Below are 24,235 nucleotides of genomic sequence, written 5' to 3'. Positions count from 1 at the left end.
AAAAACGAATCATTATGGATTTAAAAGAAATTCAAAACCTAATCAAATTTGTAGCAAATTCGGGAGTTGCAGAAGTAAAGTTGGAAATGGATGACGTGAAAATCACGATCAGAACAACTTTAGAAACAAATGTAACTGAAGCTACTTATGTACAACAATTGCCAGCTCAGGCTGCATTGCCGCAAGCAGTTGCTCCTCAACAAACAGCTCCGGTAGTTGTAAATGTAAATGCAGAGGCGCCTGCTGCTGTTGAAGATTCTAAATTCATTACTATTAAATCTCCAATTATTGGAACTTTTTACAGAAAACCATCTCCAGACAAACCAGTATTTACTGAAGTTGGAAGCACTATCGCAAAAGGTGATGTTCTTTGTGTAATTGAAGCAATGAAATTATTCAATGAAATCGAATCAGAAGTTTCAGGTAAAATTGTAAAAATTCTTGTTGACGATATGTCTCCTGTAGAATTTGACCAACCTTTATTCTTAGTTGATCCATCATAGTTTTTAAAAATTCCAATAGAGAAATCACAAAATCCAATTGTTGGAATTTGGAGATTGGAATTTGTAATTTTTAATATAAATAAGATGTTTAAAAAAATATTAATTGCAAATAGAGGAGAAATTGCACTTCGTGTAATTCGTACATGTAAAGAAATGGGAATCAAAACTGTAGCAGTTTACTCTACAGCCGATGCAGAAAGTTTACATGTTAAGTTTGCTGATGAAGCGGTTTGTATTGGTCCCCCTCCAAGTAACTTATCGTATTTGAAAATGTCAAATATTATTGCTGCTGCCGAAATTACTAACGCAGACGCAATACATCCAGGATATGGTTTTCTTTCTGAGAATGCTAAATTCTCAAAAATTTGTCAGGAACACGGAATCAAATTTATTGGTGCAGCTCCTGAAATGATTGATAGAATGGGAGATAAAGCTTCTGCTAAAGCTACAATGAAAGCAGCAGGAGTTCCATGTGTACCAGGTTCTGACGGGTTATTAGAATCTTTCGAGCAAACACAAAAATTAGCTAAAGAATTTGGTTATCCGGTAATGCTTAAAGCTACTGCCGGTGGTGGTGGAAAAGGAATGCGTGCTGTATGGAAAGAAGATGAATTATTGAAAGCATGGGAAAGTGCACGTCAGGAAGCTGCCGCTGCATTTGGGAATGACGGAATGTACATGGAGAAACTTATCGAAGAGCCACGTCATATCGAAATTCAGGTTGTTGGAGATTCATACGGAAAAGCATGTCACCTTTCTGAAAGAGACTGTTCGGTACAACGTCGTCACCAAAAACTAACCGAAGAAACACCTTCACCATTCATGACAGACGAATTGCGTACAGCAATGGGAGAAGCTGCTGTAAAAGCGGCAGAATTCATTAAGTACGAAGGAGCTGGAACAGTAGAGTTTTTAGTGGATAAACACAGAAACTTCTATTTCATGGAAATGAATACCCGTATTCAGGTAGAGCACCCAATTACAGAACAAGTAATTGACTACGATTTAATTCGTGAGCAAATTATGGTAGCGGCAGGAATTCCAATTTCAGGAAAAAACTACTTACCGGAATTACATGCTATCGAATGTCGTATTAATGCTGAAGATCCTTATAATGATTTTCGTCCTTCACCAGGGAAAATTACTACACTTCACATGCCAGGAGGACACGGAGTACGTTTAGATACTCACGTTTATTCTGGATATACAATTCCACCAAACTATGATTCGATGATTGCTAAGTTAATTACAACTGCACAATCTCGTGAAGAAGCAATAAGCAAAATGCGAAGAGCTTTGGATGAATTTGTTATCGAAGGAATCAAAACTACAATACCATTCCATAGACAATTAATGGATGACCCAAGATATATTGCAGGAGATTATACTACTGCTTTTATGGATACATTTAAAATGAAACCTATAGAGGAATAAAACTGAAGGCTGTCGATTTCGACGGCCTTTTTTATTTTACCAAATGGTAAGCCCGATAGGTTTTAAGAATCTATCGGGCTTGTTTTTTAGTGAAGTAAACACTTCTGGTGTGTATTTTTTATACATGTTTTGCCCGAGTTACACACTTTTTGTAAATCTTAAATTCTGGCACAAATGGTTTAATCCCTTTAAAAATAAGGATTTAAGCGAATGTAGATACAACGTTTTCGTTACGGCATAATAATTTCATTATCTAAAGCGTAAACAACTATTAATAATTTAAAATATACACATTATGAAAAATTTATTTCTATCAGCCGCAATTGTTTTAGGAGGTTTAACATCATTTGCATCAAACGCTCCAATAGCAAGCACTATCGTTAAAACGGTTTCTGTTGCAGACGAATATACAGAGATCAAATTAGAAGAATTACCTGCTCCTATTACAGAAGCTTTGAAAAAAGCATACCCAAGTGCAGTAGTTACAAAAGCATATAAAAACGAAAAATCAGAGTACAAACTAGACGTTACTGTAGGAGAAAAGGTAGGTAATCTTTTTGCTAATGCAGACGGAACCTGGATCAAAAAATAATTTAAAAAAGCTCTTATGTTTATTCAAGTTAAGAATACCAAAATAAAATTAAGAGTACTAAAATATACACACTATGAAAAATTTATTTCTATCAGCCGCAATCGTTTTGGGAGGTTTAACATCATTTGCTTCAACTTCACCAATATCAAATACAATCGTAAAAACAGTAGTTATCCAGGATGAGTACACTGAAATTAAAGTAGAAGAAGTTCCTGCTGCTGTAATCGAAGCTCTTAAAAAAGCGTATCCGGATGCAATACTTTCAAAAGCATCCAAAAACGCAAAAACAGAGTATAAACTTGATGTTACTGTAGGTGACAAAGTAGGCTCTCTTTTTGCAAATGCAGACGGAAGCTGGATCAAAAAATAATTAATAAAGAACTCTAAAAAAGGATCATTATGAAAAAGTTAATCTTATCGGCAGCTATCTTATTAGGTGGTTTGTCAATGCAGGCAGGAAATGTAACTGCGAAAAGTTCAATGATACAAACTGCAAGCGTTCAGGACGAATATAAAGAAGTTGATGCCGTTCCGGCTGCAATTAAAACTGCGTTAGACAATGCTTATCTGGGTGTGAAACTGGATAAAGCCTATGTAAATGCAAAGAAAGAGTATAAAATAGAAATAACCGTTAGAGGTGAAAAATCTGTAGTTTATACAGATGCTTCGGGAAACATTCTTAAAAAATAACTATTAGTAACCCATAAAAACCATTTATTATGAAAAAGTTAATCTTATCAGCAGCAATTGTTCTGGGAGGTTTGTCAGTTCAGGCAGCAAGTCCGGTAATGCAAACATTAGGTATTCAATCTGTAATTGTTCAGGATGAATACAAAGAGATTGGTGTAGATGCAGTTCCTGCAGCAGTAAAATCGACAATCGAAAAATCTTTTCCAAATACGAAACTTGAAAAAGCGTATAAAAACGAAAAGGACGAGTACAAACTGGAGATCTCAACCGGAGATAAAAAGTACACTGTATTTACAGATGCTTCCGGGAACATTCTTAAAAAATAATTAAAAAGAAAGCACTATGAAAAAGTTAATCTTATCAGCAGCAATAGTTTTAGGTAGTATGTCAATTTATGCTTATAAAGTGACCACTCCAAAATTAGAAAAAATAACTGTTTCTGTTCAGACAGAATATACAGAAGTTAGTGCAGATGCTGTACCTGCCGCTGTAAAAACAGCATTGCAAACCGCTTATCCGGGTGCTAAACTGGTGAAGGCAGCAGTAAACGAGAAAAAAGAATACAAACTTGAGATATCAGTTGGTGACCAAAAGGCTACTGTTTTTTCAGATGTCAATGGCAACTGGTTGAAGATATAATTAGGTGAATTTAGATTTATGTTTTTGGTGAAAAAGAGATTGCGATAAGCAATCTCTTTTTTTTTACATAATTTTGTGAAAAGACAATTTTATTAGTATTATTTTAGCAAAAAAGTCCTCAAAAGCAAATGCCAAAGATATTACTGATAGAAGATGATATTTCGTTCTGTAAATTATTAGAAAAATTTCTAATCAAAAAAGCGTACGATGTAACTATTGCTTTTTCGGCTGCCGAAGCCAGAATTGCGATCAAAAAAGAATCTTTCGATTTGATTTTAACAGACCTTCGTTTGCCTGATTCTGATGGTATTGGACTAATGACGGAAATCAAAACTACATATCCTCAGGTTCCTGTAATTTTAATGACAGGCTATTCGGATGTTAATACTGCTGTGAAAGCTATAAAAAATGGTGCAGCCGATTATATTTCAAAACCCTTCAATCCCGATGAAGTTTTACTGGTGATTACAAATGCCTTAAAAACTTCAGAAACCGAAATAGAAGAGATTCCTGTAAAGGAGAAGAAAGTGGTGAAGAAACAAACTTCTAGTGAAAACGAATTTGTAAAAGGAATTTCTGTAGCTTCTAAAAAACTACTGGATCATATTCAATTGGTAAGCCCAACGGATATGTCGGTTTTAATTATAGGAGAAAGCGGAACTGGAAAAGAAATCATTGCTAAAAGTATTCACCAGCAAAGTTTAAGAAAAAACAACAATTTTATTGCGGTCGATTGTGGTGCTATTCCAAAAGAACTGGCAGCAAGTGAATTCTTTGGGCATTTAAAAGGATCTTTCACCGGAGCGATCAGTGATAAAATGGGTTATTTTGAAGCAGCCAATGGCGGAACTCTTTTTTTGGATGAAATAGGGAATCTGTCTTATGAAAACCAAATTCAATTGCTGCGTGCGCTTCAGGAACGAAAAATTAAGCCCGTTGGAAGTAATAAAGAAATAAACGTCGATATACGCATTATTACTGCTACAAACGAAGATTTGCGCGAAGCAGTAAAAAACGGCGATTTTAGAGAAGATTTATACCATAGAATCAACGAGTTTTCGATACTGTCACCATCTTTAAAAGAAAGAGATGAAGATCTGATGGTATTTGCTGATTATTTTTTGGAAAAAGCAAATCAACAGCTGAACAAAGAGGTTATTGGTTTTTCACCAGAAGTGGTTGCCATTTTTCAGAATTACAACTGGCCCGGAAATTTACGCGAATTACAAAATTGTGTCAAACGTTCGACATTGCTGTCTAAAGGTGAATTTATCGAAAGTGATGTGTTGCCTGTAGAGTTTTTCCAAATACAGAAAGAGACGAACTCAGGTGGTAGTTTTTCGTTATCTGAAAATGAAAAAGAAGCCATCATTCAGGCACTTTCAAAAGCACAGAATAATAAATCGGAGGCGGCTAAATTGCTTAAGATTACGAGAAAAACGCTTTATAATAAATTAAAGCACTATAACATCGATTAAACTATTTCCTGACGTAAGGCATTAAAAAGCAGATCTGTTTTTGATTTCAAAGTATTAAAAATGCCTTTTGCCTCCAATATGTCAAGATTCTTGCTTTCCAGAACCCTTAAAATTTCGCCTATTTCGCGTGTTTGAATTTGTTTGAACATAGGAGCCATTCGATGTGCAATCGAGTTAATTTCGTCCGTATTTTTTTCTTCAATAGCATTTTCTAAAGCGTTCAGATTTTGAGAACTGTTTTCGATAAACGCTTTCAGAATTTCTTTCAGTGCTTCCTCATCATTGCCTAAAAACTCTTTCAGAGTGTCAAGAGCATACAATTCTGAACTAACAGTCTCTTCGTTCTTGTTGATATCCACATTTGGTAATGTGTCATGTTCCAGAATAAGATGAATCGTCTCCAGTAGTATTTTAGGTGAATATGGTTTTTGAATTACCGTAGTAAAACCGGCTTCGGTGTAAACCGTAGCATCCAGATCAGTTCTTCCGGTTAAAGCAATTACAGGTTGGTTTTTAAAAGTCGGGTAACCGCTATTTTTTAGTTTTTCCAAGAACATAAAACCGTCCATCTCTGGCATTTGTATGTCAGTAATGATAAAATCGAAAGGGGTGCTCTCAATTGCTTCTAAAGCTTTTTGGGCGCTGTTAAAAGAAAATACCTGGTGTTTTTCCTGTCTTAAAACACCACTTGTTAAGTTTAGAAGATTGATGTCGTCGTCAAGAACAATAAATGTCTGTTTTTGGGTGTTCAGGATAATGGGTTGTTTTTCTTCGATAGCCGCGTTTTGACTGGCATCAAATAATAAAGGAAGCTGAATTTGAAAAGTACTTCCTTTTCCAAAAGTGCTTTCAAGGTTTAAGGTTCCGCCCAAAATCGAAATTATTTTCTGGCAGATGGATAATCCTAAACCGGTTCCGCCATATTTTTTTTCGATACTTTCATTTGCTTGTGCAAATTCTTCAAAAACTAATTTCTGATTTCCCTTTTCGATTCCAATTCCTGAATCCTGAATTGAAACAATGAAAAAGTCATTGTTTTCAGTAACGTATACACTGATTTTTATAAAACCTTCTTCGGTGAATTTATAAGCATTTCCGATAATATTACTTAAAATTTGCTTTAATCTGAAAGGATCACCTATAATACGGGTATTCAGTTTGTCGTCGATATTAATAATAAGATCGATGTTTTTTTGCTTGTATACGGTTTGGATACTTTTGGCGACTTCATCGATTATTTCCGGTAATAGAAATGGGACTTTTTCAATGGTAATTTTTCCGGCTTCGATCTGAGAAAAATCCAGTAAATCCTGAACCAGCTGCGTAATGTATTCAGAAGAATTTTTAATGTTTTTGATGAAATAAGACTGCTTGGTGTTCACGTCAGAGTTCCCCAGAAGTTCCGAATATCCTACGATCGTACTCAAAGGTGTTTTTAAATCGTGACTCACTGTTGAGATTAACTGTTCGCGGCTTTTGAGCAGGTTCTTTGTTTTGAAATTGGCGATCTCGAGTTTCTTTTTATAAACCTGCGATTTAGAATAATCGCTTACAATTAAAATCGAGAAGAACAGTGTCAAAACCAAACCAATAATGGCCGAAGCTGTTACAATTTCATTCACTTTTTTAAGTGATTTTTCTTTTAAAGAGTTGTTTTTTATCGAATTGATGATGATTTCCCTTTCGATAATCCGAAGTACTTTTCGAAGCTGATCTGAAATGGCAATTTCATTTTTTAGTAATTTGTTCTCTTCAAAATTCAGTGATTCTTTTTTCTTTTCGGCTTTCAGTTTTACATTGCTTAGCAGTTTTTTCGAATTGGCCAGAATGGAATCCGAGGCTTGTTTGCTTAAGGTGTTGGTACTATCATCGGGAATATTCTGATTGAGATAGTCTACATATTTTTGAAGTACATTTCGCTGATAACTCCCCAATTGATTTGGGTTTTTATTAAAATCCTGAAGTTCTAATTTACGGAGTTTAAACTCCATTTTGGTAATTTCATCGATTGCTGTATTAACTGAAACTTCATCGTCGGCTTTATTTTTTATGGTTTTTAATTGTCTGATGTTTTTTGTCTTTTCTGACAATAAATAGGTAACGCTGTCTAATAGTGTTTTTTGATATTGCGTAGTAACAATTTGTTTTAAGGTATCGATTCTGGATTTCAAAGAGTCGGTTTCGGTAAGGTAGCTTTTGAAATCTTCCTCCGAATTGGTTTGAATGGTTTTTCTCGCTAAACTTTCGGTTTTATATACATTTGAAAATAGTTTGCTTACTTTTAGTATTTTGGTCTTTTCAAAAGCAATTTTATTTTCCAGTTTGTTGTAAACCACATTTTCAGAATAGAGGAACCATCCTACGGTGACAACCAATCCCAGTAAAGCAATATAACTGAAGAGTACTTTTATCGGCATGTAACTTTTTTTACTCTCCATTTGGTAGTGTTATAAGTTTTAGGAAGTTTATTGGGGAAACAACCGCAATTTATTTAAAATTTCGGTTTTATAAATATAAAATAATGCTAATGTTTTATATAATTAAAAGATTTGAAAAACAAAATAGCCGCAGATTTTAGTACCTGCGGCTATTTTTTATTTTAAGTATTTCGATTTAAAGCGTTTCGTTCAGCCATTTGAAAAATTCACCTTGCCAAACCTGAGCATTTTGCGGATGTAAAACCCAGTGATTTTCATCAGGGAAATACACAAATCTACTTTTGATCCCTCTTAATTGAGCCGCTTGAAAAGCTTCTTGTCCTTGTCCGATTGGCACACGGAAATCTTTTCCACCCTGGAAAATTAAAATAGGTTTGTTCCAGTTTTGAACCAAAGTTGCAGGGTTAAAGACAGTATAAGATTTTTGAGCTGCAGCATTGTCTTTCTCCCAATAAGGACCACCAAAATCCCAGTTGTTAAAGAAAACCTCTTCGGTAGTTCCTAACATACTCACGGTATTGAAAACACCATCATGAGCGATAAAAGTTTTGAAACGGTTTTTGTGAATTCCGGCTAAATAGAATACAGAATATCCTCCGTAGCTGGCACCTACACAGCCTAAACGGGATTTGTCTACATAATTTTCTTTAGAAACATCGTCGATTGCTGACAGGTAATCGTCCATAACCTGTCCGCCCCAGTCTTTACTGATTTGCTCGTTCCATTCAACACCATGACCCGGCATTCCGCGACGGTTTGGTGCTACAACCACATAACCTTTTGCTGCCATTAATGAAAAATTCCAACGGAAAGAATACGATTGTGTCAAGGCACTTTGAGGCCCTCCCTGACAGAATAATAAAGTTGGGTATTTTTTTGTAGCATCAAAATTTGGAGGTAAAATTACCCAAACCAACATTTTTTTACCATCTGTAGTAGTTACATAACGTTTTTCCGTTTTGCTAAGCGCTAATGTTTTGTAAGTTTCTGTATTTACATTTGAGATCTGTTTCCAGATATTTTTCTTTAAGTTAAAAGAATAAATTTCCGGAGCGTGATTCATATCGTTTCTGGTTACGATAATGTCGTCACCAGCAAAACCTACTAAATCATTCACATCAAAATCTCCATTAGTCAATTGACGAACCTGAATTGCAATTTTTGTTAATCCCGGGAAATTAACAGAAAAAAGCTGTTTTGTACCATCAACCGGAGCTACAAAAAACACGTTTTTACCGTCTTTACTCCAGATGAAATTATCTACAGTCCCATCCCAGTTTGCTGTAAGGTTTGTTTTGATACCTTTAAATTCAACAATAAGATCGTTTTTATCGGCTTCGTAACCGTCACGTTTCATTTGCAGCCACGTTAGATTTCCTGTTGGAGAAAACTGTGGAGCTGTATCGTAACCTAAATTACCTTCGGTTCTGTTTATCGTTTTCTGAGTCTCTAAGTTGTATTCGTAAATATCCGTATTAGTAGAAATTGCATATTGAGTTCCTGCTTTTTTCTTGCATACATATAAGATGCTTTTTCCGTCAGGAGACCAGATGTAATCTTCGTCACCACCAAAAGGTTTTTGCGGAGAATCAAAGTTTTCACCTTTCAGGATGTCAATTCCGGCTGCACCTTCTTTGTTTTCTTTGTAAAAAACGTGGTTGAATTTACCTTCATTCCAGGTATCCCAATGACGATAGTCCAATCCGTCATAAATCTGAGCATCTGATTTATCCAGTTTTGGATAAAAATCTTTACCTAAAACTTTTTCTAATTTTACCTCCTCGTTGTACACTAAAAATTTTCCGTCAGGCGAAACGTTTTTGTCAGCCAAGACTTCTTTGGTGTCTTTGATTTCGGTAGCATTTCCACCATTTACAGGAATGATGTAAAATTTAGAAGACGATTTGTTTTCTTCAATAGAAGGGGTCGAAACCTTAAAAACAACATTTTTCGCATCTTTCGAAAGCCCAAGTGCGCTTACTCGTCCTAATTTCCATAACAATTCCGGAGACATTACATTCTGTCCGATAGCGTTTAAACTCATCATTATTAAGGTTGTAAATAATACTTTTTTCATAATAAAATTCTAATTTTTCGTGGGCTAAAAATACAACAATTAAATTCCAAATTAGCTAAATTCCAAATTCCAAAAATTGTTAAAGTTTATGGCGTTGAGTTTTAAACCTTACTGTGAACTTCTATAAGGCACGAATTCACGAATTATTTTTGGGAATCTTTAAAGAATAAAAAATTCGTGAATTCGTGGCGGAAAACTTTAATACGCGTTTTGGAATTTTGAAGAATTGGATTTTTAAAAATAGAAATTTCTATCTTAAATTTATTTCCTAAATTGGGATTTGGATTTTAACTAATTGGAATTTATTATTTTATGATGGAACTAAGTTATTGGGAGCTTAAAAATTGGTTTACAAATGTTGATTATACTATTGTTGGAAGTGGAATTGTAGGCTTACATGCCGCATTACGCTTACGCGAAAGGTTTCCGGTAGCAAAAATTCTGGTATTGGAAAAAGGAATGTTGCCTCAGGGCGCAAGTACCAAAAATGCTGGTTTTGCTTGTTTTGGTAGTCTTTCGGAAATTATGGAAGATCTCAAAACACATTCAGAAGAAGAGGTGATTCAGCTTGTCGAAAAAAGATGGAAGGGTTTGCAATTGCTGCGGAAAAGACTCGGTGATGCCGCGATAGACTTTAAACCTTACGGAGGATATGAAGTGTTTTTAAAAGAAGATGAACTTAATTTTGAAGCAAGTATTTCGAGACTGTCTTTTGTCAATGAAATTTTAAGGCCGCTTTTCAAAGCTGATGTTTTTACTAAAGAAACGGACCGGTTTGGGTTTGGAAATATTCAGAACGATTTAATTTTTAATCCGTTTGAAGCGCAAATAGATACCGGAAATATGATGCAGGAATTGTTGCGACAAGCTGTTTCGGAGAATATATTGATCTTGAACCAGCAAACTCTTACCGCTTATTCTGATCTTGGAAGTCAGGTTGAACTTGTACTGGAAAATTTTAGCTTTAAATCCCAAAAAGTACTTTTTGCAACCAATGGTTTTGCAAATAAACTAACAAAAGGAGCAGTAAAGCCTGCCAGAGCACAGGTTTTAATTACGGAACCCATCGCAAACTTAGCAATCAAAGGTACTTTTCATCTCGATAGAGGGTATTATTATTTCAGAAATATTGGTGATCGAATTTTGCTTGGAGGCGGACGAAATCTTGATTTTGAGACCGAAACTACAACAGAATTTGGTCAGACTAAAATTGTACAAAATAAATTGGAAGATTTACTTAAAAATGTAATTTTACCGAATCAGGATTTCCAGATAGCCCATCGTTGGAGCGGAATCATGGGAATCGGAAATAGTAAAAACCCTGTTGTTACTCAATTGTCTGAAAACGTGTTCTGTGGCGTTCGATTAGGCGGAATGGGAGTAGCAATTGGAAGCTTAATAGGAACAGAATTAGCAGATTTAATATAATGGCAGCAACCAAAAAACCGTTACCAAAAAAAACGAACACAACTAAACCAAAGCCGGGAGCTAAAAAAGGCAATCGAACTTTTGGTGAAAAAGTAAAATGGTTTTTCATCAAATTATTTTTATGGTTCTTCGGAATCTCAATTGCGTCGGTGGTATTTTTTAAATATGTGCCCGTGCCTTTTACGCCATTAATGATCATTCGTGCTATCGAGAACAAAATGGCTGGTAAAGAAGTTTATTTTGATCACGACTGGGAGCCAATCGATAAAATTTCAATGAATCTGCAAAAAGCAGTTATCGCCAGCGAAGACGGAACGTTTTTAAAGCACAATGGCTTTGATTTCAAAGCACTGCAAAAGGCCTATAAAAGTAATGAACGCGGACGCAGAATTCGTGGAGGAAGTACCATCTCACAGCAAACTGCCAAGAATGTATTTTTATGGCAGGGCAAAAGTTATCTGCGTAAAGGACTGGAAGCTTATTTTACCGTTTTGATTGAATTGATCTGGGGTAAGGAACGTATTATGGAAGTGTATCTGAACAGCATCGAAATGGGGGATGGGGTTTACGGTGCTTATGCTGCAACCGAACATTGGTACCGTCGTGATGCCTCGAGTCTAACACCTATGCAGGCTGCAGGAATTGCAGCAATATTGCCAAATCCAAGAAAGTTTAAAGCGACAGGATCTTCCAGTTATATCAACCGAAGAAAAGAACGAATTGTTCGTGAAATGCGTTCGGTTGGGAAAATAAATTACAATGCGAAGTAAAAAAGCTTTTTTTCTATGTTTGTTGTTGACAACAGTTTTGAGTTTTGCACAGACAAAAACCACAGAAATTGGGTTAATTACAGATAACGATTTGTATACTTCGTCTAAAAACGATATGTACTACACCAATGGTATTGAGCTTTTCTATCGTTTTTTATCCAAAAATAATAACGAAAAAATCAGCAAGAAAATCACTGAATTTCGTATCGGACAGTATATTTACAATCCGAGATTTATAAACGAAGGGGCAGTTACTATTAATGACCGCCCTTTTACCGGTTATCTTTTTGCCGAAGCGGGACGAAGTTTTTTCTATAAAAGCGAATCGGTTTTAAAAACAGATTTTCAGCTCGGTTTTATGGGACCCAATGCGCTTGGCAGGGAAACTCAGGAAAGTTTTCACCATCTTATTGGTTACAAGAATGTGTTTGGCTGGGACAATCAGCTGCACAATGCATTGGCGGTTCAGGCGCATGTCATGTATTCGAAGAAACTATTTCCAACGAAACATAGTGATTTTGTCGATCTTCACTTTCAGTCGGAAGCAAATGTAGGGACTATTTTTACAGGTGTTTCAACAGGGTTACTGACTAGAATTGGTTTCAAAAAATTACGCCCAATTTATGACTCTAATTTGCATGACGCTTCTGTAAGCAATGTATTGCAATATGATGTTCGTGAATTTTATTTCTATGCGATGCCAAGTGTCAATTACCAGTTTTATGATGCTACAATCGAAGGCAGTATGTTTAGCAATACCAGTCCGTTGACATTTGATTTGGAACCACTTCGTTTCAATGCTGAGGCGGGTATAAAATTACGCCACAATAACTTCAATATGTCGTATTCGTTTATGTACCGAGGCAGAGAATTAAAAGATCCGGATATCAATACCAATTCGGGGTATTTTTACGGGTCGATTCGATTTGGGTATTTGTTGAATTAGTTTTTTTGAGTTGCGGATGTTTTTGGTTCGCAAAGACGCTAAGGCGCAAAGTTTTGTCTTTGTACTATTGTTATTAGGTGGTGCATTTTGTGTTGTTTACTTGCCTTATCTGGATTTATTGCCGGATATAGTTGCCGGGTAAATGCCCTTTTGACTCTATTGTATTATCCGTTTTTTTCAAAAAGTTAAATCTGATTAAAGAGCCCTCAAGACCCTGACCAAAATCTACAATATATAGATCATCGGTTTTCGCTATTTGCTGTGGAAATATTCGATTTGTTGATGTTTTAATCTGATTTTTACTGAAAGAATAGGTACTTCCGTTCAAATTATATTTGATATCATTTTTTGTGAAAGTTAAAGTAGCTCCGGTTGTATTATCTTTCCAGGTCCCCTGTATCCAGGAAGGAGAATGAAAAACTCCCTGTGTATCTTCGTCACTTGACGAACAAGAAGTAATAAAAATAAGGCTCAGTAGTAAAATTAAATTTCTCATTTTTTTGGTACTTAAAAGTGGTATTACCTAAACCTAACAAAAACAATTCCGGACTCTCTTCTTCTGATACATTTAACTTTTATTTATAGGTCTGGTTTCCGTCTTTATAAAATCGTTAGACCTATATACAAGGGGACTTACACTTTAAACCTTTTTATTGTTTTCTTTTCTTTATTAAAATCAACTTCTAAAGAATCACTCGAAATTTTCTTTATGATAAGGCCCTCAACCAGCGCATCTTTTCTTAAACGAAACATTTTTTGATTGATTTTAATGATGACCATTTCGCCACGTGAGTCCTTAATGTAACCGTGGTATGAAATAGATGGCCAGGCTATTATTTGTTTAGGCTTTGTGTATGTTGCATTGTCTGCTTTCTTGATTGAAGAGGTATTACTATTTGAAGTTTGTTTCACAGGAGAAGAAACAACTATTTGTGTCTGCTTATTAAGAAAAGGGTCTCTGGATAACGTTTGCAATGCAAAAGTATCTTTGTTAATTTGATTTAATTGTAGTTTACCGGAGGTTTGTGTAGAACTAATTGCTATTTCTTTTGAAAAAAAGTATTGGTTAAGGGTTCTGTAAAATACAGATCCCCATAATCCTAAGACTACTAGTATTAAGATAATATTTATTTTTTTTTTCATCATTTTTTTAAATTACTGAAAATTTAAATGGAGCACTATATGCGGTAACATTTCCTGCGGTATCTGTAGTTTTGATTCTCCAGTAGTAATCTCCAATTACGGTAAAAGTATGCTTGTAAGATGTAGTTGCATTATCTGTTTTGAAAAGGATTGTTGAAAAAGTGTTGCTAGTCGAAAATTCAATAGTATGCAAAAGAGGAGACTGAACGACACCCGTGTCTGTTGGCGAAATCCAGGTATAGGTAGTTGAAACATTATTGGTAACAGCTGAATTATTTGCAGGCAGACTATTTTGCGGTAAATTGGGAACAACGGTATCAATCATGAAATTTCGTGAAGAGAATTGTGCTGTTTGACTTGTGCTGTTTACACCTCTGATTTTCCATTGGTAGTTGGCATCTTTTGTAATTGTACTGTTGTTTAATACGACTGAGGTTTCGGTTATGTTTTCGGCAGTATATACAGATTCGCCTGTTGTGGTGTTCAGTACCTGAACACTGTAACTGGTAGCTGCTGCCAGCTTTTGCCATTTTAGCGTTATGTTTGAATTGTTTTTGTAGCTATTGTTATCCGGACTTGACAAAACAACCTGCTGGTTTGATAAATCATTAGAGACAACCATAGAAAAAGTTAAAGGATTTGAGTATTTCGATTCGTAAGCAAAGTTCTCTCCTCTAACTTGCCATTGATATTTTCCGGCTAGTAAGGGACAATTTAAACTTGTTTTACTCACCAAAGAGTCTAGTACAATAGTTTTGTTCTCATTTAGTACCTGCAGACGATACTTTTTTGCTCCATCAAGAGTATTCCATTGAAAATTAATGACATTGCTTTCAATAGTTGTGCTGTCTTTTGGTGAAATTGTTTCGACTTTATCATCAGAAATGTCTTCTTCAAATATATCTTCACAGGAAATTACTAAGATGGCTAAAAGAAGTAGTATAATTTTATTTGTTGTTTTCATAGTTTTGAAAGATCATTTTTAGGTGTAAGACTTGAGAAGTATTACTTTTTTTTGTTGTATAAAAATTCAGGCTGACAATTCTCGAATAATCAAATTTTTTCTCAAAATCATATCCTAATGTTAGCAGTTGGTTGCAAGTGCCGGTTACGTCAAGCTGATTGCTTATGATTCGGTAGTTTTCGTCAGCGAATACATGAGTAGGTTGTAGATCATGAATTGAAACTGTTGGGTTTTCGGTCGAGGCGAAAGTAATTATTCCTTGCTGAACCATTTCTTTTGTAATTCCTTCTTTACCGATAACACGATCTAAGTAATTAATCTCTTTTGTCAGTTTATCAGTATTATTGGCTTTTTTATTGATGTCATTTGTTTTTATAGATAATGCTTTATATTCATTGATTACCTGAAATAAAGTATGAAACGATCTTTTATATGCTGTGATTAAAAGCATAAAAAAGACAATAACCAATACTGTAAATTTCTTTTTATAGGAATATTTTTCAAACATCTTTAAGGATAATTTTTATCTCAAATTGAGATTTGTTTTTTTTGTCTTTTTTAAAGCTTATAATTTCAAAATTCTTAAGCCATTTCATTTTTTTTAAACCTTCCATCCAATCATTAAAGGAAGATTCATTAAAAGTTTCGCCTTTTATTATAATAGATTTTGGCTCAAAGCTTATTTTTTGGGTTGCCTTTATTTCTTTTTCGACCGGAATTATATTTAAGTTAGTCAAAGAGATATCGTGTGGTATTCCTTTGATTATTTCGTAGCTGTAAAAAGAAAGGAATTTTGCAGACAGAAAGCCTGATTCTTTTAAAAGCTGTTGTTTTTTTTCTTTTTGTTTTTCTAAATCAAGTATAAGTTGGTAAGATTGATTTGAGTATACATTTTGAAGATTTAGCTCTGCATTTTTTGATCCATAATATTGTATAAGCAAATAACTTATTAGTAAACTGGTTAAAAATCCTGCAAGCATTGAAATTCCCAGGATATTGAATGCTTTTTTGTATATAATTTCCTCAATGTTTAAGGCTTCGTTTTTGGTTTTCGAAACTTCTTTTGGCTGCAGAAAGAAGTGAACGATAATTCCGTAAAGCGAAATATATTTACTCGATATTGTTTCCTTTCCAATGGTGTATTTTTCGGTGTTTGAAATTTCTGGTTGTTTCGTAAAACCGGCTAGTTTACCATTGTTGAACTCCAAAACTAAATCATTGGAAATAATAGAGTCTTTTTGGATTGCATTGTAAAGGAGAGCTGATAAAAAAGCACCAACGTATACGTCGGCAAGCTGAAAACCCTTTTTAAGAAATTTTTCAGTTGTTTCCTGAATGATATTTTTTCGGCAAAAGCTTATAAAGCTACTGCTTTGGCCAACTAGACTTGTATGATAGATGGATTCAAAATCAATGTTTTTATACCAGTTGACATCGCTTTCATCATTAAAATTAATTTCTTTATTTAAAATTCCCTGACCGTCTATAGCTAAAATTACGGGAATTTTTAGGTCAATGTTTCGTGCAATTTTTTCAAAAGAATCAAAAGAAACAGTTCTTATAATATCAATTTTATTTCCTTTCTTCTTTACGGTCAGGACATTGTAAGTCTCCTCATTATCTTTTTTAATGATTCCAATTACATGTAAATTGTTTAGCTTTATTATTTTAGATAAAAACGTAATCATTAATATACCACGGTTGGTTTAATAAAAATGTGCAATTTTGAGTTGGTTTTTGCTTTTTTTCTACTACTGAAAAACCATTTAATAATTGGTATTCTGGACAATAAAGGTGTTCCTGATCCGGAATCTTCTCTTTTTAATTCATCTAAACCTCCCAGTAAAATCATCTCACTGTTTTTAACACGAACTAAGGATTCAAATTTTTGTGTAGCTTTTCCTGGAGGAGCAGTTTCTCCGGCTCTCCCTAAGAAGGAACTTTTTTCTACAGTTATGGTAAGTGTCACATTTTCATCAATAGATACAAAAGGTTTTATGGAGAGGCTTAAATTAGCATCTGTTGATTTCCATGTACCTGAGTTTAAAATGTCATTTCCAATGTTACTGTTTATTAAACGGTTGCTTTGTTCAAAATAGTAACTTGTTTCTCCGATAGACAGTTTTGCTTCGTGACCGCTTATTGTGGCAATTTTTGGAGTGGATTCTACTTTTACAATAGAATTGTTTTCCAATAATTTCAGGTTCATATAGAAGGCTTCAGTTACTTTTCCAAGCTTAAAAATTCCGAAGCCATTAAAAGCGTCTATTAAACTATTTACAGAAGTAGAATTTATATTTACATCTGTTGTTGGAAAAATAGTTCCTCCTGTTGTCTGTTTGTTGATTTTGTCCAAGCCGGCTTTCATTCCGGTTTGTACATCGTGTCCTTTGTTGTACTGCGCAATAATTACTTCTATTTGTACCATAGGTACTACTTTGTCAATTTGCTTGATGTATAGTTTTAATTCTTCAAGAATTGATTTGGATCCCGACGCAACTAAGGCGTTTAATTCAACAAATTCTTTGATCTCAAGCTTTTCTGCGAATATTTTTGGTAAGGAAGGAAGTACTAATTCGATAGATCTGTTTTCTAACTGAATTATTTCTGTAGCTCTTAGGCCTTCGGTTGCTTCTTCTCCGATCAGATATAAACTATCTTGTTTTTTATAGGTGTATTTTTTTCCTTTGAAAATGTGCATTAACAGTTCGTCGAAAGTAATATTATCTGCCGAAAGTGTTGTTTTTTCATTTTCCGGTTTATTGTATAGGAAGTAATTAATGTGCAATTTTTCTGCTGCTTCTGTTAATAAATCGGTGGCATCAGCCATGTAGGCCTTTACAGATAAAAGTCCGTTTTTGTTTAAATTGACGTCATAGTATCCGGGTAATCCGTTACTTGCTTTAGGCTGCTTTGTTTTTTGACCGGTACTGCTTAAGGAAACGGCTGCATCTTTATTTTTTTCTATAAAATAAAAGCCGTTATCATCTTTGGTCGCGATTAGATCATTTGACTTAGACATCATTTCTATCACCTGATCAAATGGGCGATTCAGAATATAGGCAGAAATACGTAGATTTTTAACTTCCGTAGCCAGAATTAAGTTTTTACCCGATTTGTCAATGATGGTTTTTGCGACAGCTGACAAGGTATCGTTTTCTACTTTTACAGATAGAAAATCATTTTGACTATTGTAGGTTACATCAATTACTTTTGGTCGTTTTTTTTCGACAACGGTTACCGCTTTTCTTTTTTTGAAAATTATAATATTGTTCATAAAAGTAACTTCCAGATCGTATTTCTGAACCAGATGTATAAATACGTCTTTTACGGTTACATCAAAGAAGTTATTCGATACAGGCTGATTTAATTCAGTATCTACATCGATATTCAACTGATGTTCTTCGGCAATAGAAGAAATGAAATCGTGTAGTGTTAATCCTGAAACATCTATTTTAATGGATTCATTCAGACCTTTTTTTTGCACTGAAATGGCATCAAATTGTTTGCTTAGCTCGTTGATATCTTGTTGTGCAATACTACTATTGGTTATGAATAGTAGAACAATTACGTAACCTAATTTTTTAAACATTTATTTATAAGTTAATTAAAATAGAGTATATTTCTTCTAAAGCTGTGTCTCCTTCGGCCAGGATGTCAAAAGCTTTTTCTGATAATGATTTATAGTTTTCATCGTTACTAAATAATTTGGCAACGGTATTGTTTTTTATCGCTTCGGCAATTAATGAGTCAATGGTTAACACTTCATATATGGCCGTTCTTCCTTTATATCCGGTATGAAAGCATTGATTACAACCAACGGATTTGTAGTAAGATTTGATCTCATAAGGAAATTGATAGTTGAGAGGGAAGTCTTTTTTAGTACAAGGAACTTCCTTCTTACAGTGATTGCATAATTTTCTAATCAAACGCTGTGCGACTGACAGGTTTAGAGTTTCGGCTATTAAGTAGGAGGGTACTCCCATGTCAATCAGTCTGGAGATTGTTCCTATTGCTGAATTGGTATGAATTGTAGACAGTACCAGATGTCCGGTTAAGGAGGCTCTGATGGCCATTAAGGCGGTTTCAGAATCCCTGATTTCTCCTAGCATAATTACGTCAGGGTCTTGTCTTAAAAATGATTTTAAAGCCGATGAAAAAGTTAAACCGATGTCTTCTTTTAATTGTACCTGATTAATTCCTTTTAGTGTGTACTCTATCGGATCTTCTACAGTTACAATGTTTCTTCTGCTATCATTTAGTAATCGTAAGGTGGCATACAAGGTTGTTGTTTTTCCCGAACCGGTTGGGCCGCTAATTAATATGATTCCGTTTGGTTTTTTTACGGCTTCAAGATAATGCTCCAGTTCTTCTTCCTGTAGACCTAGCGTGCTTAAATCAATGTTTGAAGCATCCTGGCCTAATAAACGCATTACTATTTTTTCGCCAAAAAGAGTTGGTAATATGGATACCCTTATGTCGAAAGCTTCATTGGTGATTCTTCCGTCTTGTGGCAGTCTTTTTTCGGTGATATTAAGTTTGGCTTTTATCTTTATTTTATTAACGATCTCAAGGTAATTTTCACGTTCTATTTTATAACGTTCAATTAATTGTCCGTCAATTCTAAATCTTATTCTGGAAGAACTTTCGTAAACTTCAAAGTGGATATCACTGCATTTTAGCGATTTTGCTTCTTCGAGTAAATTCTCTAAAAAATCACCTCTGTCAAAATTTAAAGATTTATTTGAGCTAGTCAATCGTTCCTTGCGATAGTAAATAGAAAGTGCTTTTTCTATTTCATAGGATTCGACAGGGCTGAAAGTAATGTTTTTTCCTAAAAAAAGCTCCAGTTCTTCTTTGGCGTCATTGTTTTTAAAAGATTCATCGATGTACAATTCCAATGTGTTTTCTGAAACAGATTTAGGAAGAATACGATATTGATTGGCCAAATCGCTTGATACGATATGTTGGTTTTCGGAAAGAACGATAATATCCTGCATGATTTATATTAAAGTGATTTTTTGATAAAAAGAGCAGAAATCTTTTATCAGAACAATGCATAAAAACAATGCAGCAAATCCTGCCAAGGGGACAGTATTTACGTTTATGAATCTCTTAAGACTAGTTTGTAAAAGAAGTGCAAAGATCATTGAAAGGATAAAGAATAAAATAAAATTTGGTAAAATGAACAAGGGAGTAATCGCGATATAAAAGAGTAAGTCACCAAATCCGAAATAGTGCTTAAAAGGATTTAAAAACCCCTTGTTTTTTATGCTCATGTAAAGCACAAGGATACTTAATGTAACCAGAAAAAAGGCCACGTTTAGAGCGACGTTTTTCAGACCTAAAGGATTAGAAAAGGTGATATAGCCAGAAACAATAAAAATACCGAATGGTAACAGTACGTGAATACGTCTGTATTTCCAGTCCTGGAAAAACACAAGTATTAAAGCCAATAACAAAAAGAGTAAAGCTATTTTCAAATTTATTCTTTTGTTACTTCAGTTAACATCTTTTTACTGTCGATTTCCCAGGTATTAAAACTGCCATCTCCATCTAAATCAGAGGTTGCAGTTGCTCTTGCAATAAAGGAATCATTAGATGCGTCGATAATTTCAATTTTATATACGGCTTGTCCTCCTTCGTCTACAGTTTGCTCTTGCTCAAACCCCAGTTCTTCAAGACTATTAGAGTATTTTGAGTGTCTGTAGAAATAACTTTTCTCTAAACCATACACCTGATTCAGCATAGCTTGGGCTTCTATCGCTTTTGCCTGACCAATTACAGAAGTTTGATTGGGTAGTACCATTAACAGTAATATTCCAATGATGCATAGTACAATTAAAATTTCTGTTAATGAATATGCTTTAACCGTAGCTTTTTTACTATTTCTTAATAGTGTTTTTATCTTATTTGACTTGTTTGTATGCATTTATTTATTAAAATATGTTAATTTGGCGGTGGCAAAAATACAAATTGTACCGAAACTATTGTTACTTATTTATTATTTTACTTAAATCGAACATTGGGGCATACATTGATACCATAATTACCCCCACAATTACTCCGATTACAATGATTATCATAGGTTCGAGTATGACTCCAATCATTTTTGTCTGATGGCTTATTTCTTCATTATATTGCTCTGTAAGTCGCTCAAACATTGTTTCAAGTTGGTTTACTTGTTCGGCCACTTCGACCATCGAAACCATTTTATTTTCAAAGACACTATGTTTCTTTAAACTCTCATTTAAAGAAGCTCCGCGTGTTATGTCGTCCTTTATTTCCTGAATAGCTATTTCGATCGGATAGAAGCCAATCATTTTTGCCGTTAAGGATAGGGAGTTTATTAAAGTAGTTTTTGAAGTAATTAATAAATTCATCGCCTGACAAAAACGAGAGATGTAAATTTTTCTGATAAGGTTGCCAAAGTAGGGTATTTTCAGCACCATTCGTGTAGTAAATGCTCTATAAAAATCTTTTTCCCTTAGCAAAGTATGTATGATTATCAATCCAACAAGCAGCGCGATGACGAGCGTAAAAATAGCGCCGGAATGATTGGATATTTTTATAATAATCTGTGTGCTTTTAGGCAATTCGCTTCCAAATTGTTTAAATACAGAGCTAAACATAGGAACCACTTTGTTTAGCATAAAATAGAGCACCAGAATGGTTACCAGCATTACGATGGTAGGGTAGGTCATAACCGAAACAATTTGTCTTTTCATTTGAATTTTTCGATTAAAATATTTCTGTAGTTCGCCTAACACTTCTTCAAGTTTCCGGGTTTCTTCACCTATCTGAATGCTGTAATACTCGTATGCAGAGAACTGATTCGTTTCGCGCATTGATTCATAGATACTTCTTCCTTCAATAACTTTGTCTTTGATTTGTATTATGATTTCTCTTTCAAAATTATTGGTCGACTGATTGCTTAAAATTTCTAATGCTTTTTTGAAATCAACCCCGGATTTAAGCAGCATTCCCAGTTCTCTGTAAAATATTTCTTTTTTCTTGTCAGAAAGTTTTTTTGAGAACTGAAACGAGGTAGTACCCGATGGTATTTTGAAATCGGTTTTTTCTCTTTTCGGAGCTTTGTATGTACTTAAATCGAAACTCATCTTCGTGCTGTTTTTTGTAATAATTCATTCGCGTAAACTCTTTTGTAAAAGTTTAGAGAAGAGGGACTGTCATTAATTTCTGTGTTTAGCTTTAATTTTTGAAACAGTAATTGTTCCGATTTGTTTTTGACTGTATCAATAACAATTTGTTTTAGCTTTATTTTAAAAGTATCGACAAAGGTTTCATTTGTTCTTGTTGTAAAATCTTCCTGAAAATTGTAGGTTACTTTTTCTCCGGAGTATCCTATGAAAAATAATTCATGATCTATCTGATTCATTTTTTCTTTTTCGAAAATATCTTTATTAAGGCTGTATGTTAGCCTGTTAAGGTCATTTACAAGTTGATTTTGGTTTCTAAAATCGATCATTCTGTCGGACACTATAGTGAAGATAACAAACAATATCCCCATAATAATTGCCGAAATTGCCATACCTACAATCGTTTCTATGATTGAGAATGCCGGAACTGAATTTGTGCCACTACGGATTGTTCTCAACATAAAAACTTTTTTCAAATTTAAATTGTGTGCTATCTTTATATTGGATGAATACCTTTTTCAGATGATCGTTTACAACTTCTTCTTCAATCTGAAGGTTTTCATTTTCGCTTTCATATTGCAGGGAATCGTTCTTTAATTGTGATAAAAAAAACAATTCATTGGCTTTGTTTTGTGTGCTGTAAAACTTGGCAGATGTTCTTGGTGTAAATACCGAGGCAAAAATTAATATAGCAAAGTACAGACAGATCGAGATTATCGTTAATGCTATTACCGACTCCAGTATGGAGTTTGCTCTTAGGCTACAATACTTTTTTAAGGATACCATAAGCAGTTTTTTGATTGGTAAATAGCGGAATCGAAATAAAATAATTGGGCCTTTTATTTGTATTGATCTCAATATCTGAGATCGTATTGTCGTATGTTGAGGCCGGAGTTTTTATAAAAAAGCGATTGGTATAAACGGCACCATAAACAGTGCTTTTTAATGATAATTTGCCAGAACAGTAAATGTCTCCGTAGATTAAACCTTCTTGGGCTATGTCGATGCTGTTTTTATCTATTGTTTCGTTTAAATTGCCAAAAAGTATAACGGCACCGGTTATTGTGCTTTCTTTTTTGATTCTAATTTTACTTTCTTCTTCCTTGGTGTTGTATACGCAAATAACAGAAGGGTAATTTAAAGTGACTTTTTCTTCAAGGTCAATGCCTTTGGTGGCAAATGCCTGAACAGTTCCTTTGAAACCGGATTCAAAAGTTATTTTTGGTGCAATTACAATTACATCTTCCAATACAACGTTCTTTTGTATTCGGATGGAATCTTTGGAGCGAAGTATGAAATTGCCTTTAAATATTATGTTGGAAAGGCTTGACGCTACAGAGATTTCTTTTGTGGTGTTAAAAAAGGAATTGTAGTATAACGAATCTTTTGCTTTTTCAATCTCTTTTAAGGCTGTTTTTTGACCAGAGATAGTCTCGAATATTTTTTTGAAGTCCGGATTTATCTCCGGTAAGCTAACATCCGAAACCGTTACTTTTCCGTTATTAATAAGTTTATTGGGGCTATTGTTTAGATAGGTCGTCTCAATAAAAGTAGAAGGCAGTTCACTATTTCCGGTTAGTTTAACCGTTCCTGAGTACGAAAGTGATTTAGATAAGTTTGTTAAATAAATGGCCGTTTTATCCGTATTGTAACTTCCAACAAAATGTGCCGAGGTAACGGTGTCATTGCCTACCGACGATTCTGCCAGTAAAAGAGTCAGCAGGCCATAGGGTTTTGTGGTATAACTTCCTTCGATTCCCGTATTTTCATCTTTTTCGATTTCCTGCGGGATGATTTGATTTCCTAAAGCAAAGTTCACAACCGACTGGTTTTGTATGTACAGTTCTTCCTGGAGATTATAGTACAGGTTAAGCTGATTGTACAAATTTGCAAAATACAATAATGCTCCACAAATTATGGAGATGATCAGGCAAATATAGATGGCATACAATAAACTGTGAGCTTTGACCATT

At 34.4% G+C, this 24,235-nt stretch carries 25 protein-coding genes; 11 read left to right on the top strand and 14 right to left on the bottom strand.

The window, feature by feature from the left end:
* Positions 1-14: 14 nt before the first annotated feature.
* The 8 genes from accB to AC3IS6_RS03510 all read left to right on the top strand — a co-directional run bounded on the left by accB (position 15) and on the right by AC3IS6_RS03510 (position 5,336).
* Positions 15-503 (top strand): acetyl-CoA carboxylase biotin carboxyl carrier protein, encoded by a 489-nt coding sequence (gene accB / locus AC3IS6_RS03545; RefSeq protein WP_173966028.1) that lies wholly within the window; start codon positions 15-17, stop codon positions 501-503.
* Between the two features lie 84 nt (positions 504-587).
* Positions 588-1,937: an acetyl-CoA carboxylase biotin carboxylase subunit gene (accC, locus tag AC3IS6_RS03540; protein ID WP_173966027.1), complete on the top strand. Its 1,350-nt coding sequence runs from the start codon at positions 588-590 to the stop codon at positions 1,935-1,937.
* 295 nt (positions 1,938-2,232) lie between these two features.
* Complete coding sequence (locus tag AC3IS6_RS03535; RefSeq protein WP_173966026.1) at positions 2,233-2,529, top strand: hypothetical protein; 297 nt, start codon at positions 2,233-2,235, stop codon at positions 2,527-2,529.
* A 73-nt stretch (positions 2,530-2,602) separates the two neighbouring features.
* Positions 2,603-2,899: a hypothetical protein gene (locus AC3IS6_RS03530; protein WP_489163594.1), complete on the top strand. Its 297-nt coding sequence runs from the start codon at positions 2,603-2,605 to the stop codon at positions 2,897-2,899.
* 29 nt (positions 2,900-2,928) lie between these two features.
* On the top strand, positions 2,929-3,219 hold the full coding sequence (locus AC3IS6_RS03525) for a hypothetical protein (protein ID WP_489163592.1): 291 nt from the start codon (positions 2,929-2,931) through the stop codon (positions 3,217-3,219).
* 29 nt (positions 3,220-3,248) lie between these two features.
* Positions 3,249-3,545: a hypothetical protein gene (locus tag AC3IS6_RS03520; RefSeq protein WP_489163590.1), complete on the top strand. Its 297-nt coding sequence runs from the start codon at positions 3,249-3,251 to the stop codon at positions 3,543-3,545.
* A gap of 16 nt (positions 3,546-3,561) precedes the next feature.
* Positions 3,562-3,858, top strand: coding sequence for a PepSY-like domain-containing protein (locus AC3IS6_RS03515; RefSeq protein ID WP_173966022.1), 297 nt, complete (start codon positions 3,562-3,564; stop codon positions 3,856-3,858).
* Positions 3,859-3,986: 128 nt separating this feature from the next.
* Positions 3,987-5,336: a sigma-54-dependent transcriptional regulator gene (locus AC3IS6_RS03510; protein WP_489163588.1), complete on the top strand. Its 1,350-nt coding sequence runs from the start codon at positions 3,987-3,989 to the stop codon at positions 5,334-5,336.
* Here the strand turns inward: AC3IS6_RS03510 and AC3IS6_RS03505 are convergent.
* Positions 5,333-7,774, bottom strand: coding sequence for an ATP-binding protein (locus AC3IS6_RS03505; RefSeq protein WP_489163586.1), 2,442 nt, complete (start codon positions 7,772-7,774; stop codon positions 5,333-5,335). The genes AC3IS6_RS03510 and AC3IS6_RS03505 overlap by 4 nt on opposite strands.
* Positions 7,775-7,949: 175 nt before the next feature.
* On the bottom strand, positions 7,950-9,851 hold the full coding sequence (locus AC3IS6_RS03500; RefSeq protein ID WP_489163584.1) for a S9 family peptidase: 1,902 nt from the start codon (positions 9,849-9,851) through the stop codon (positions 7,950-7,952).
* Between the two features lie 315 nt (positions 9,852-10,166).
* On the opposite strand from AC3IS6_RS03500, the gene AC3IS6_RS03495 reads away from it, so the two are divergent.
* Genes AC3IS6_RS03495 through AC3IS6_RS03485 form a run of 3 tightly spaced genes read left to right on the top strand, consistent with a single transcriptional unit; the run spans position 10,167 to position 12,995 of the window.
* A complete protein-coding gene (locus tag AC3IS6_RS03495; RefSeq protein ID WP_489164909.1) occupies positions 10,167-11,279 on the top strand; it encodes an NAD(P)/FAD-dependent oxidoreductase in 1,113 nt (370 codons plus the stop codon).
* Positions 11,279-12,049: a monofunctional biosynthetic peptidoglycan transglycosylase gene (gene mtgA, locus AC3IS6_RS03490; RefSeq protein WP_489163582.1), complete on the top strand. Its 771-nt coding sequence runs from the start codon at positions 11,279-11,281 to the stop codon at positions 12,047-12,049. Before AC3IS6_RS03495 ends, mtgA begins: the two co-directional genes overlap by 1 nt.
* Positions 12,039-12,995 carry a lipid A deacylase LpxR family protein gene (locus AC3IS6_RS03485; protein WP_489163580.1) on the top strand — a complete coding sequence of 319 codons (957 nt, stop codon included), beginning with the start codon at positions 12,039-12,041 and terminating at the stop codon, positions 12,993-12,995. The genes mtgA and AC3IS6_RS03485 overlap by 11 nt, the downstream gene beginning before the upstream one ends.
* A 115-nt stretch (positions 12,996-13,110) precedes the next feature.
* On the opposite strand, the gene AC3IS6_RS03480 is transcribed toward AC3IS6_RS03485, so the two are convergent.
* The 12 genes from AC3IS6_RS03480 to AC3IS6_RS03425 form a co-directional block, all read right to left on the bottom strand.
* Positions 13,111-13,491, bottom strand: a complete 381-nt coding sequence (locus AC3IS6_RS03480) for a hypothetical protein (RefSeq protein ID WP_173966016.1) — start codon at positions 13,489-13,491, stop codon at positions 13,111-13,113.
* A gap of 137 nt (positions 13,492-13,628) precedes the next feature.
* A complete protein-coding gene (locus tag AC3IS6_RS03475) occupies positions 13,629-14,141 on the bottom strand; it encodes a hypothetical protein (RefSeq protein WP_489163578.1) in 513 nt (170 codons plus the stop codon).
* A gap of 4 nt (positions 14,142-14,145) precedes the next feature.
* On the bottom strand, positions 14,146-15,102 hold the full coding sequence (locus tag AC3IS6_RS03470) for a hypothetical protein (RefSeq protein WP_489163576.1): 957 nt from the start codon (positions 15,100-15,102) through the stop codon (positions 14,146-14,148).
* Positions 15,086-15,610, bottom strand: coding sequence for a hypothetical protein (locus tag AC3IS6_RS03465; RefSeq protein WP_489163574.1), 525 nt, complete (start codon positions 15,608-15,610; stop codon positions 15,086-15,088). The genes AC3IS6_RS03470 and AC3IS6_RS03465 overlap by 17 nt, the downstream gene beginning before the upstream one ends.
* Positions 15,603-16,790, bottom strand: a complete 1,188-nt coding sequence (locus AC3IS6_RS03460; RefSeq protein WP_489163572.1) for a hypothetical protein — start codon at positions 16,788-16,790, stop codon at positions 15,603-15,605. Before AC3IS6_RS03460 ends, AC3IS6_RS03465 begins: the two co-directional genes overlap by 8 nt.
* Positions 16,790-18,694: a type II secretion system protein GspD gene (locus AC3IS6_RS03455; protein ID WP_489163570.1), complete on the bottom strand. Its 1,905-nt coding sequence runs from the start codon at positions 18,692-18,694 to the stop codon at positions 16,790-16,792. Before AC3IS6_RS03455 ends, AC3IS6_RS03460 begins: the two co-directional genes overlap by 1 nt.
* A 4-nt stretch (positions 18,695-18,698) precedes the next feature.
* A complete protein-coding gene (locus AC3IS6_RS03450; RefSeq protein WP_489163568.1) occupies positions 18,699-20,102 on the bottom strand; it encodes a GspE/PulE family protein in 1,404 nt (467 codons plus the stop codon).
* A gap of 485 nt (positions 20,103-20,587) precedes the next feature.
* Positions 20,588-21,034 (bottom strand): type IV pilin protein, encoded by a 447-nt coding sequence (locus AC3IS6_RS03445; protein WP_395343365.1) that lies wholly within the window; start codon positions 21,032-21,034, stop codon positions 20,588-20,590.
* 61 nt (positions 21,035-21,095) lie between these two features.
* Positions 21,096-22,223 carry a type II secretion system F family protein gene (locus AC3IS6_RS03440; RefSeq protein WP_489163566.1) on the bottom strand — a complete coding sequence of 376 codons (1,128 nt, stop codon included), beginning with the start codon at positions 22,221-22,223 and terminating at the stop codon, positions 21,096-21,098.
* On the bottom strand, positions 22,220-22,723 hold the full coding sequence (locus AC3IS6_RS03435; protein ID WP_489163564.1) for a PulJ/GspJ family protein: 504 nt from the start codon (positions 22,721-22,723) through the stop codon (positions 22,220-22,222). Before AC3IS6_RS03435 ends, AC3IS6_RS03440 begins: the two co-directional genes overlap by 4 nt.
* Positions 22,704-23,048 carry a hypothetical protein gene (locus AC3IS6_RS03430; RefSeq protein WP_489163562.1) on the bottom strand — a complete coding sequence of 115 codons (345 nt, stop codon included), beginning with the start codon at positions 23,046-23,048 and terminating at the stop codon, positions 22,704-22,706. The genes AC3IS6_RS03435 and AC3IS6_RS03430 overlap by 20 nt, the downstream gene beginning before the upstream one ends.
* Positions 23,023-24,234 carry a hypothetical protein gene (locus tag AC3IS6_RS03425; RefSeq protein ID WP_489163560.1) on the bottom strand — a complete coding sequence of 404 codons (1,212 nt, stop codon included), beginning with the start codon at positions 24,232-24,234 and terminating at the stop codon, positions 23,023-23,025. The genes AC3IS6_RS03430 and AC3IS6_RS03425 overlap by 26 nt, the downstream gene beginning before the upstream one ends.
* Position 24,235 lies beyond the last annotated feature (1 nt).

The sequence above is a fragment of the Flavobacterium sp. KH_035 genome, assembly GCF_057839565.1.
The sequence above is the reverse complement of the archived record's forward strand: the minus strand, read 5'-3'. Positions and strand labels throughout refer to the sequence as shown.

What these genes read in the sequence shown, in the direction of transcription:
- accB (WP_173966028.1), top strand. Translation starts at nt 15, where the DNA reads ATGGATTTAAAAGAAATTCAAAACCTAATCAAATTTGTAGCAAATTCG.
- accC (WP_173966027.1), top strand. Translation starts at nt 588, where the DNA reads ATGTTTAAAAAAATATTAATTGCAAATAGAGGAGAAATTGCACTTCGT.
- AC3IS6_RS03535 (WP_173966026.1), top strand. Translation starts at nt 2,233, where the DNA reads ATGAAAAATTTATTTCTATCAGCCGCAATTGTTTTAGGAGGTTTAACA.
- AC3IS6_RS03530 (WP_489163594.1), top strand. Translation starts at nt 2,603, where the DNA reads ATGAAAAATTTATTTCTATCAGCCGCAATCGTTTTGGGAGGTTTAACA.
- AC3IS6_RS03525 (WP_489163592.1), top strand. Translation starts at nt 2,929, where the DNA reads ATGAAAAAGTTAATCTTATCGGCAGCTATCTTATTAGGTGGTTTGTCA.
- AC3IS6_RS03520 (WP_489163590.1), top strand. Translation starts at nt 3,249, where the DNA reads ATGAAAAAGTTAATCTTATCAGCAGCAATTGTTCTGGGAGGTTTGTCA.
- AC3IS6_RS03515 (WP_173966022.1), top strand. Translation starts at nt 3,562, where the DNA reads ATGAAAAAGTTAATCTTATCAGCAGCAATAGTTTTAGGTAGTATGTCA.
- AC3IS6_RS03510 (WP_489163588.1), top strand. Translation starts at nt 3,987, where the DNA reads ATGCCAAAGATATTACTGATAGAAGATGATATTTCGTTCTGTAAATTA.
- AC3IS6_RS03505 (WP_489163586.1), bottom strand. Translation starts at nt 7,774, where the DNA reads ATGGAGAGTAAAAAAAGTTACATGCCGATAAAAGTACTCTTCAGTTAT.
- AC3IS6_RS03500 (WP_489163584.1), bottom strand. Translation starts at nt 9,851, where the DNA reads ATGAAAAAAGTATTATTTACAACCTTAATAATGATGAGTTTAAACGCT.
- AC3IS6_RS03495 (WP_489164909.1), top strand. Translation starts at nt 10,167, where the DNA reads ATGGAACTAAGTTATTGGGAGCTTAAAAATTGGTTTACAAATGTTGAT.
- mtgA (WP_489163582.1), top strand. Translation starts at nt 11,279, where the DNA reads ATGGCAGCAACCAAAAAACCGTTACCAAAAAAAACGAACACAACTAAA.
- AC3IS6_RS03485 (WP_489163580.1), top strand. Translation starts at nt 12,039, where the DNA reads ATGCGAAGTAAAAAAGCTTTTTTTCTATGTTTGTTGTTGACAACAGTT.
- AC3IS6_RS03480 (WP_173966016.1), bottom strand. Translation starts at nt 13,491, where the DNA reads ATGAGAAATTTAATTTTACTACTGAGCCTTATTTTTATTACTTCTTGT.
- AC3IS6_RS03475 (WP_489163578.1), bottom strand. Translation starts at nt 14,141, where the DNA reads ATGATGAAAAAAAAAATAAATATTATCTTAATACTAGTAGTCTTAGGA.
- AC3IS6_RS03470 (WP_489163576.1), bottom strand. Translation starts at nt 15,102, where the DNA reads ATGAAAACAACAAATAAAATTATACTACTTCTTTTAGCCATCTTAGTA.
- AC3IS6_RS03465 (WP_489163574.1), bottom strand. Translation starts at nt 15,610, where the DNA reads ATGTTTGAAAAATATTCCTATAAAAAGAAATTTACAGTATTGGTTATT.
- AC3IS6_RS03460 (WP_489163572.1), bottom strand. Translation starts at nt 16,790, where the DNA reads ATGATTACGTTTTTATCTAAAATAATAAAGCTAAACAATTTACATGTA.
- AC3IS6_RS03455 (WP_489163570.1), bottom strand. Translation starts at nt 18,694, where the DNA reads ATGTTTAAAAAATTAGGTTACGTAATTGTTCTACTATTCATAACCAAT.
- AC3IS6_RS03450 (WP_489163568.1), bottom strand. Translation starts at nt 20,102, where the DNA reads ATGCAGGATATTATCGTTCTTTCCGAAAACCAACATATCGTATCAAGC.
- AC3IS6_RS03445 (WP_395343365.1), bottom strand. Translation starts at nt 21,034, where the DNA reads ATGCATACAAACAAGTCAAATAAGATAAAAACACTATTAAGAAATAGT.
- AC3IS6_RS03440 (WP_489163566.1), bottom strand. Translation starts at nt 22,223, where the DNA reads ATGAGTTTCGATTTAAGTACATACAAAGCTCCGAAAAGAGAAAAAACC.
- AC3IS6_RS03435 (WP_489163564.1), bottom strand. Translation starts at nt 22,723, where the DNA reads ATGTTGAGAACAATCCGTAGTGGCACAAATTCAGTTCCGGCATTCTCA.
- AC3IS6_RS03430 (WP_489163562.1), bottom strand. Translation starts at nt 23,048, where the DNA reads ATGGTATCCTTAAAAAAGTATTGTAGCCTAAGAGCAAACTCCATACTG.
- AC3IS6_RS03425 (WP_489163560.1), bottom strand. Translation starts at nt 24,234, where the DNA reads ATGGTCAAAGCTCACAGTTTATTGTATGCCATCTATATTTGCCTGATC.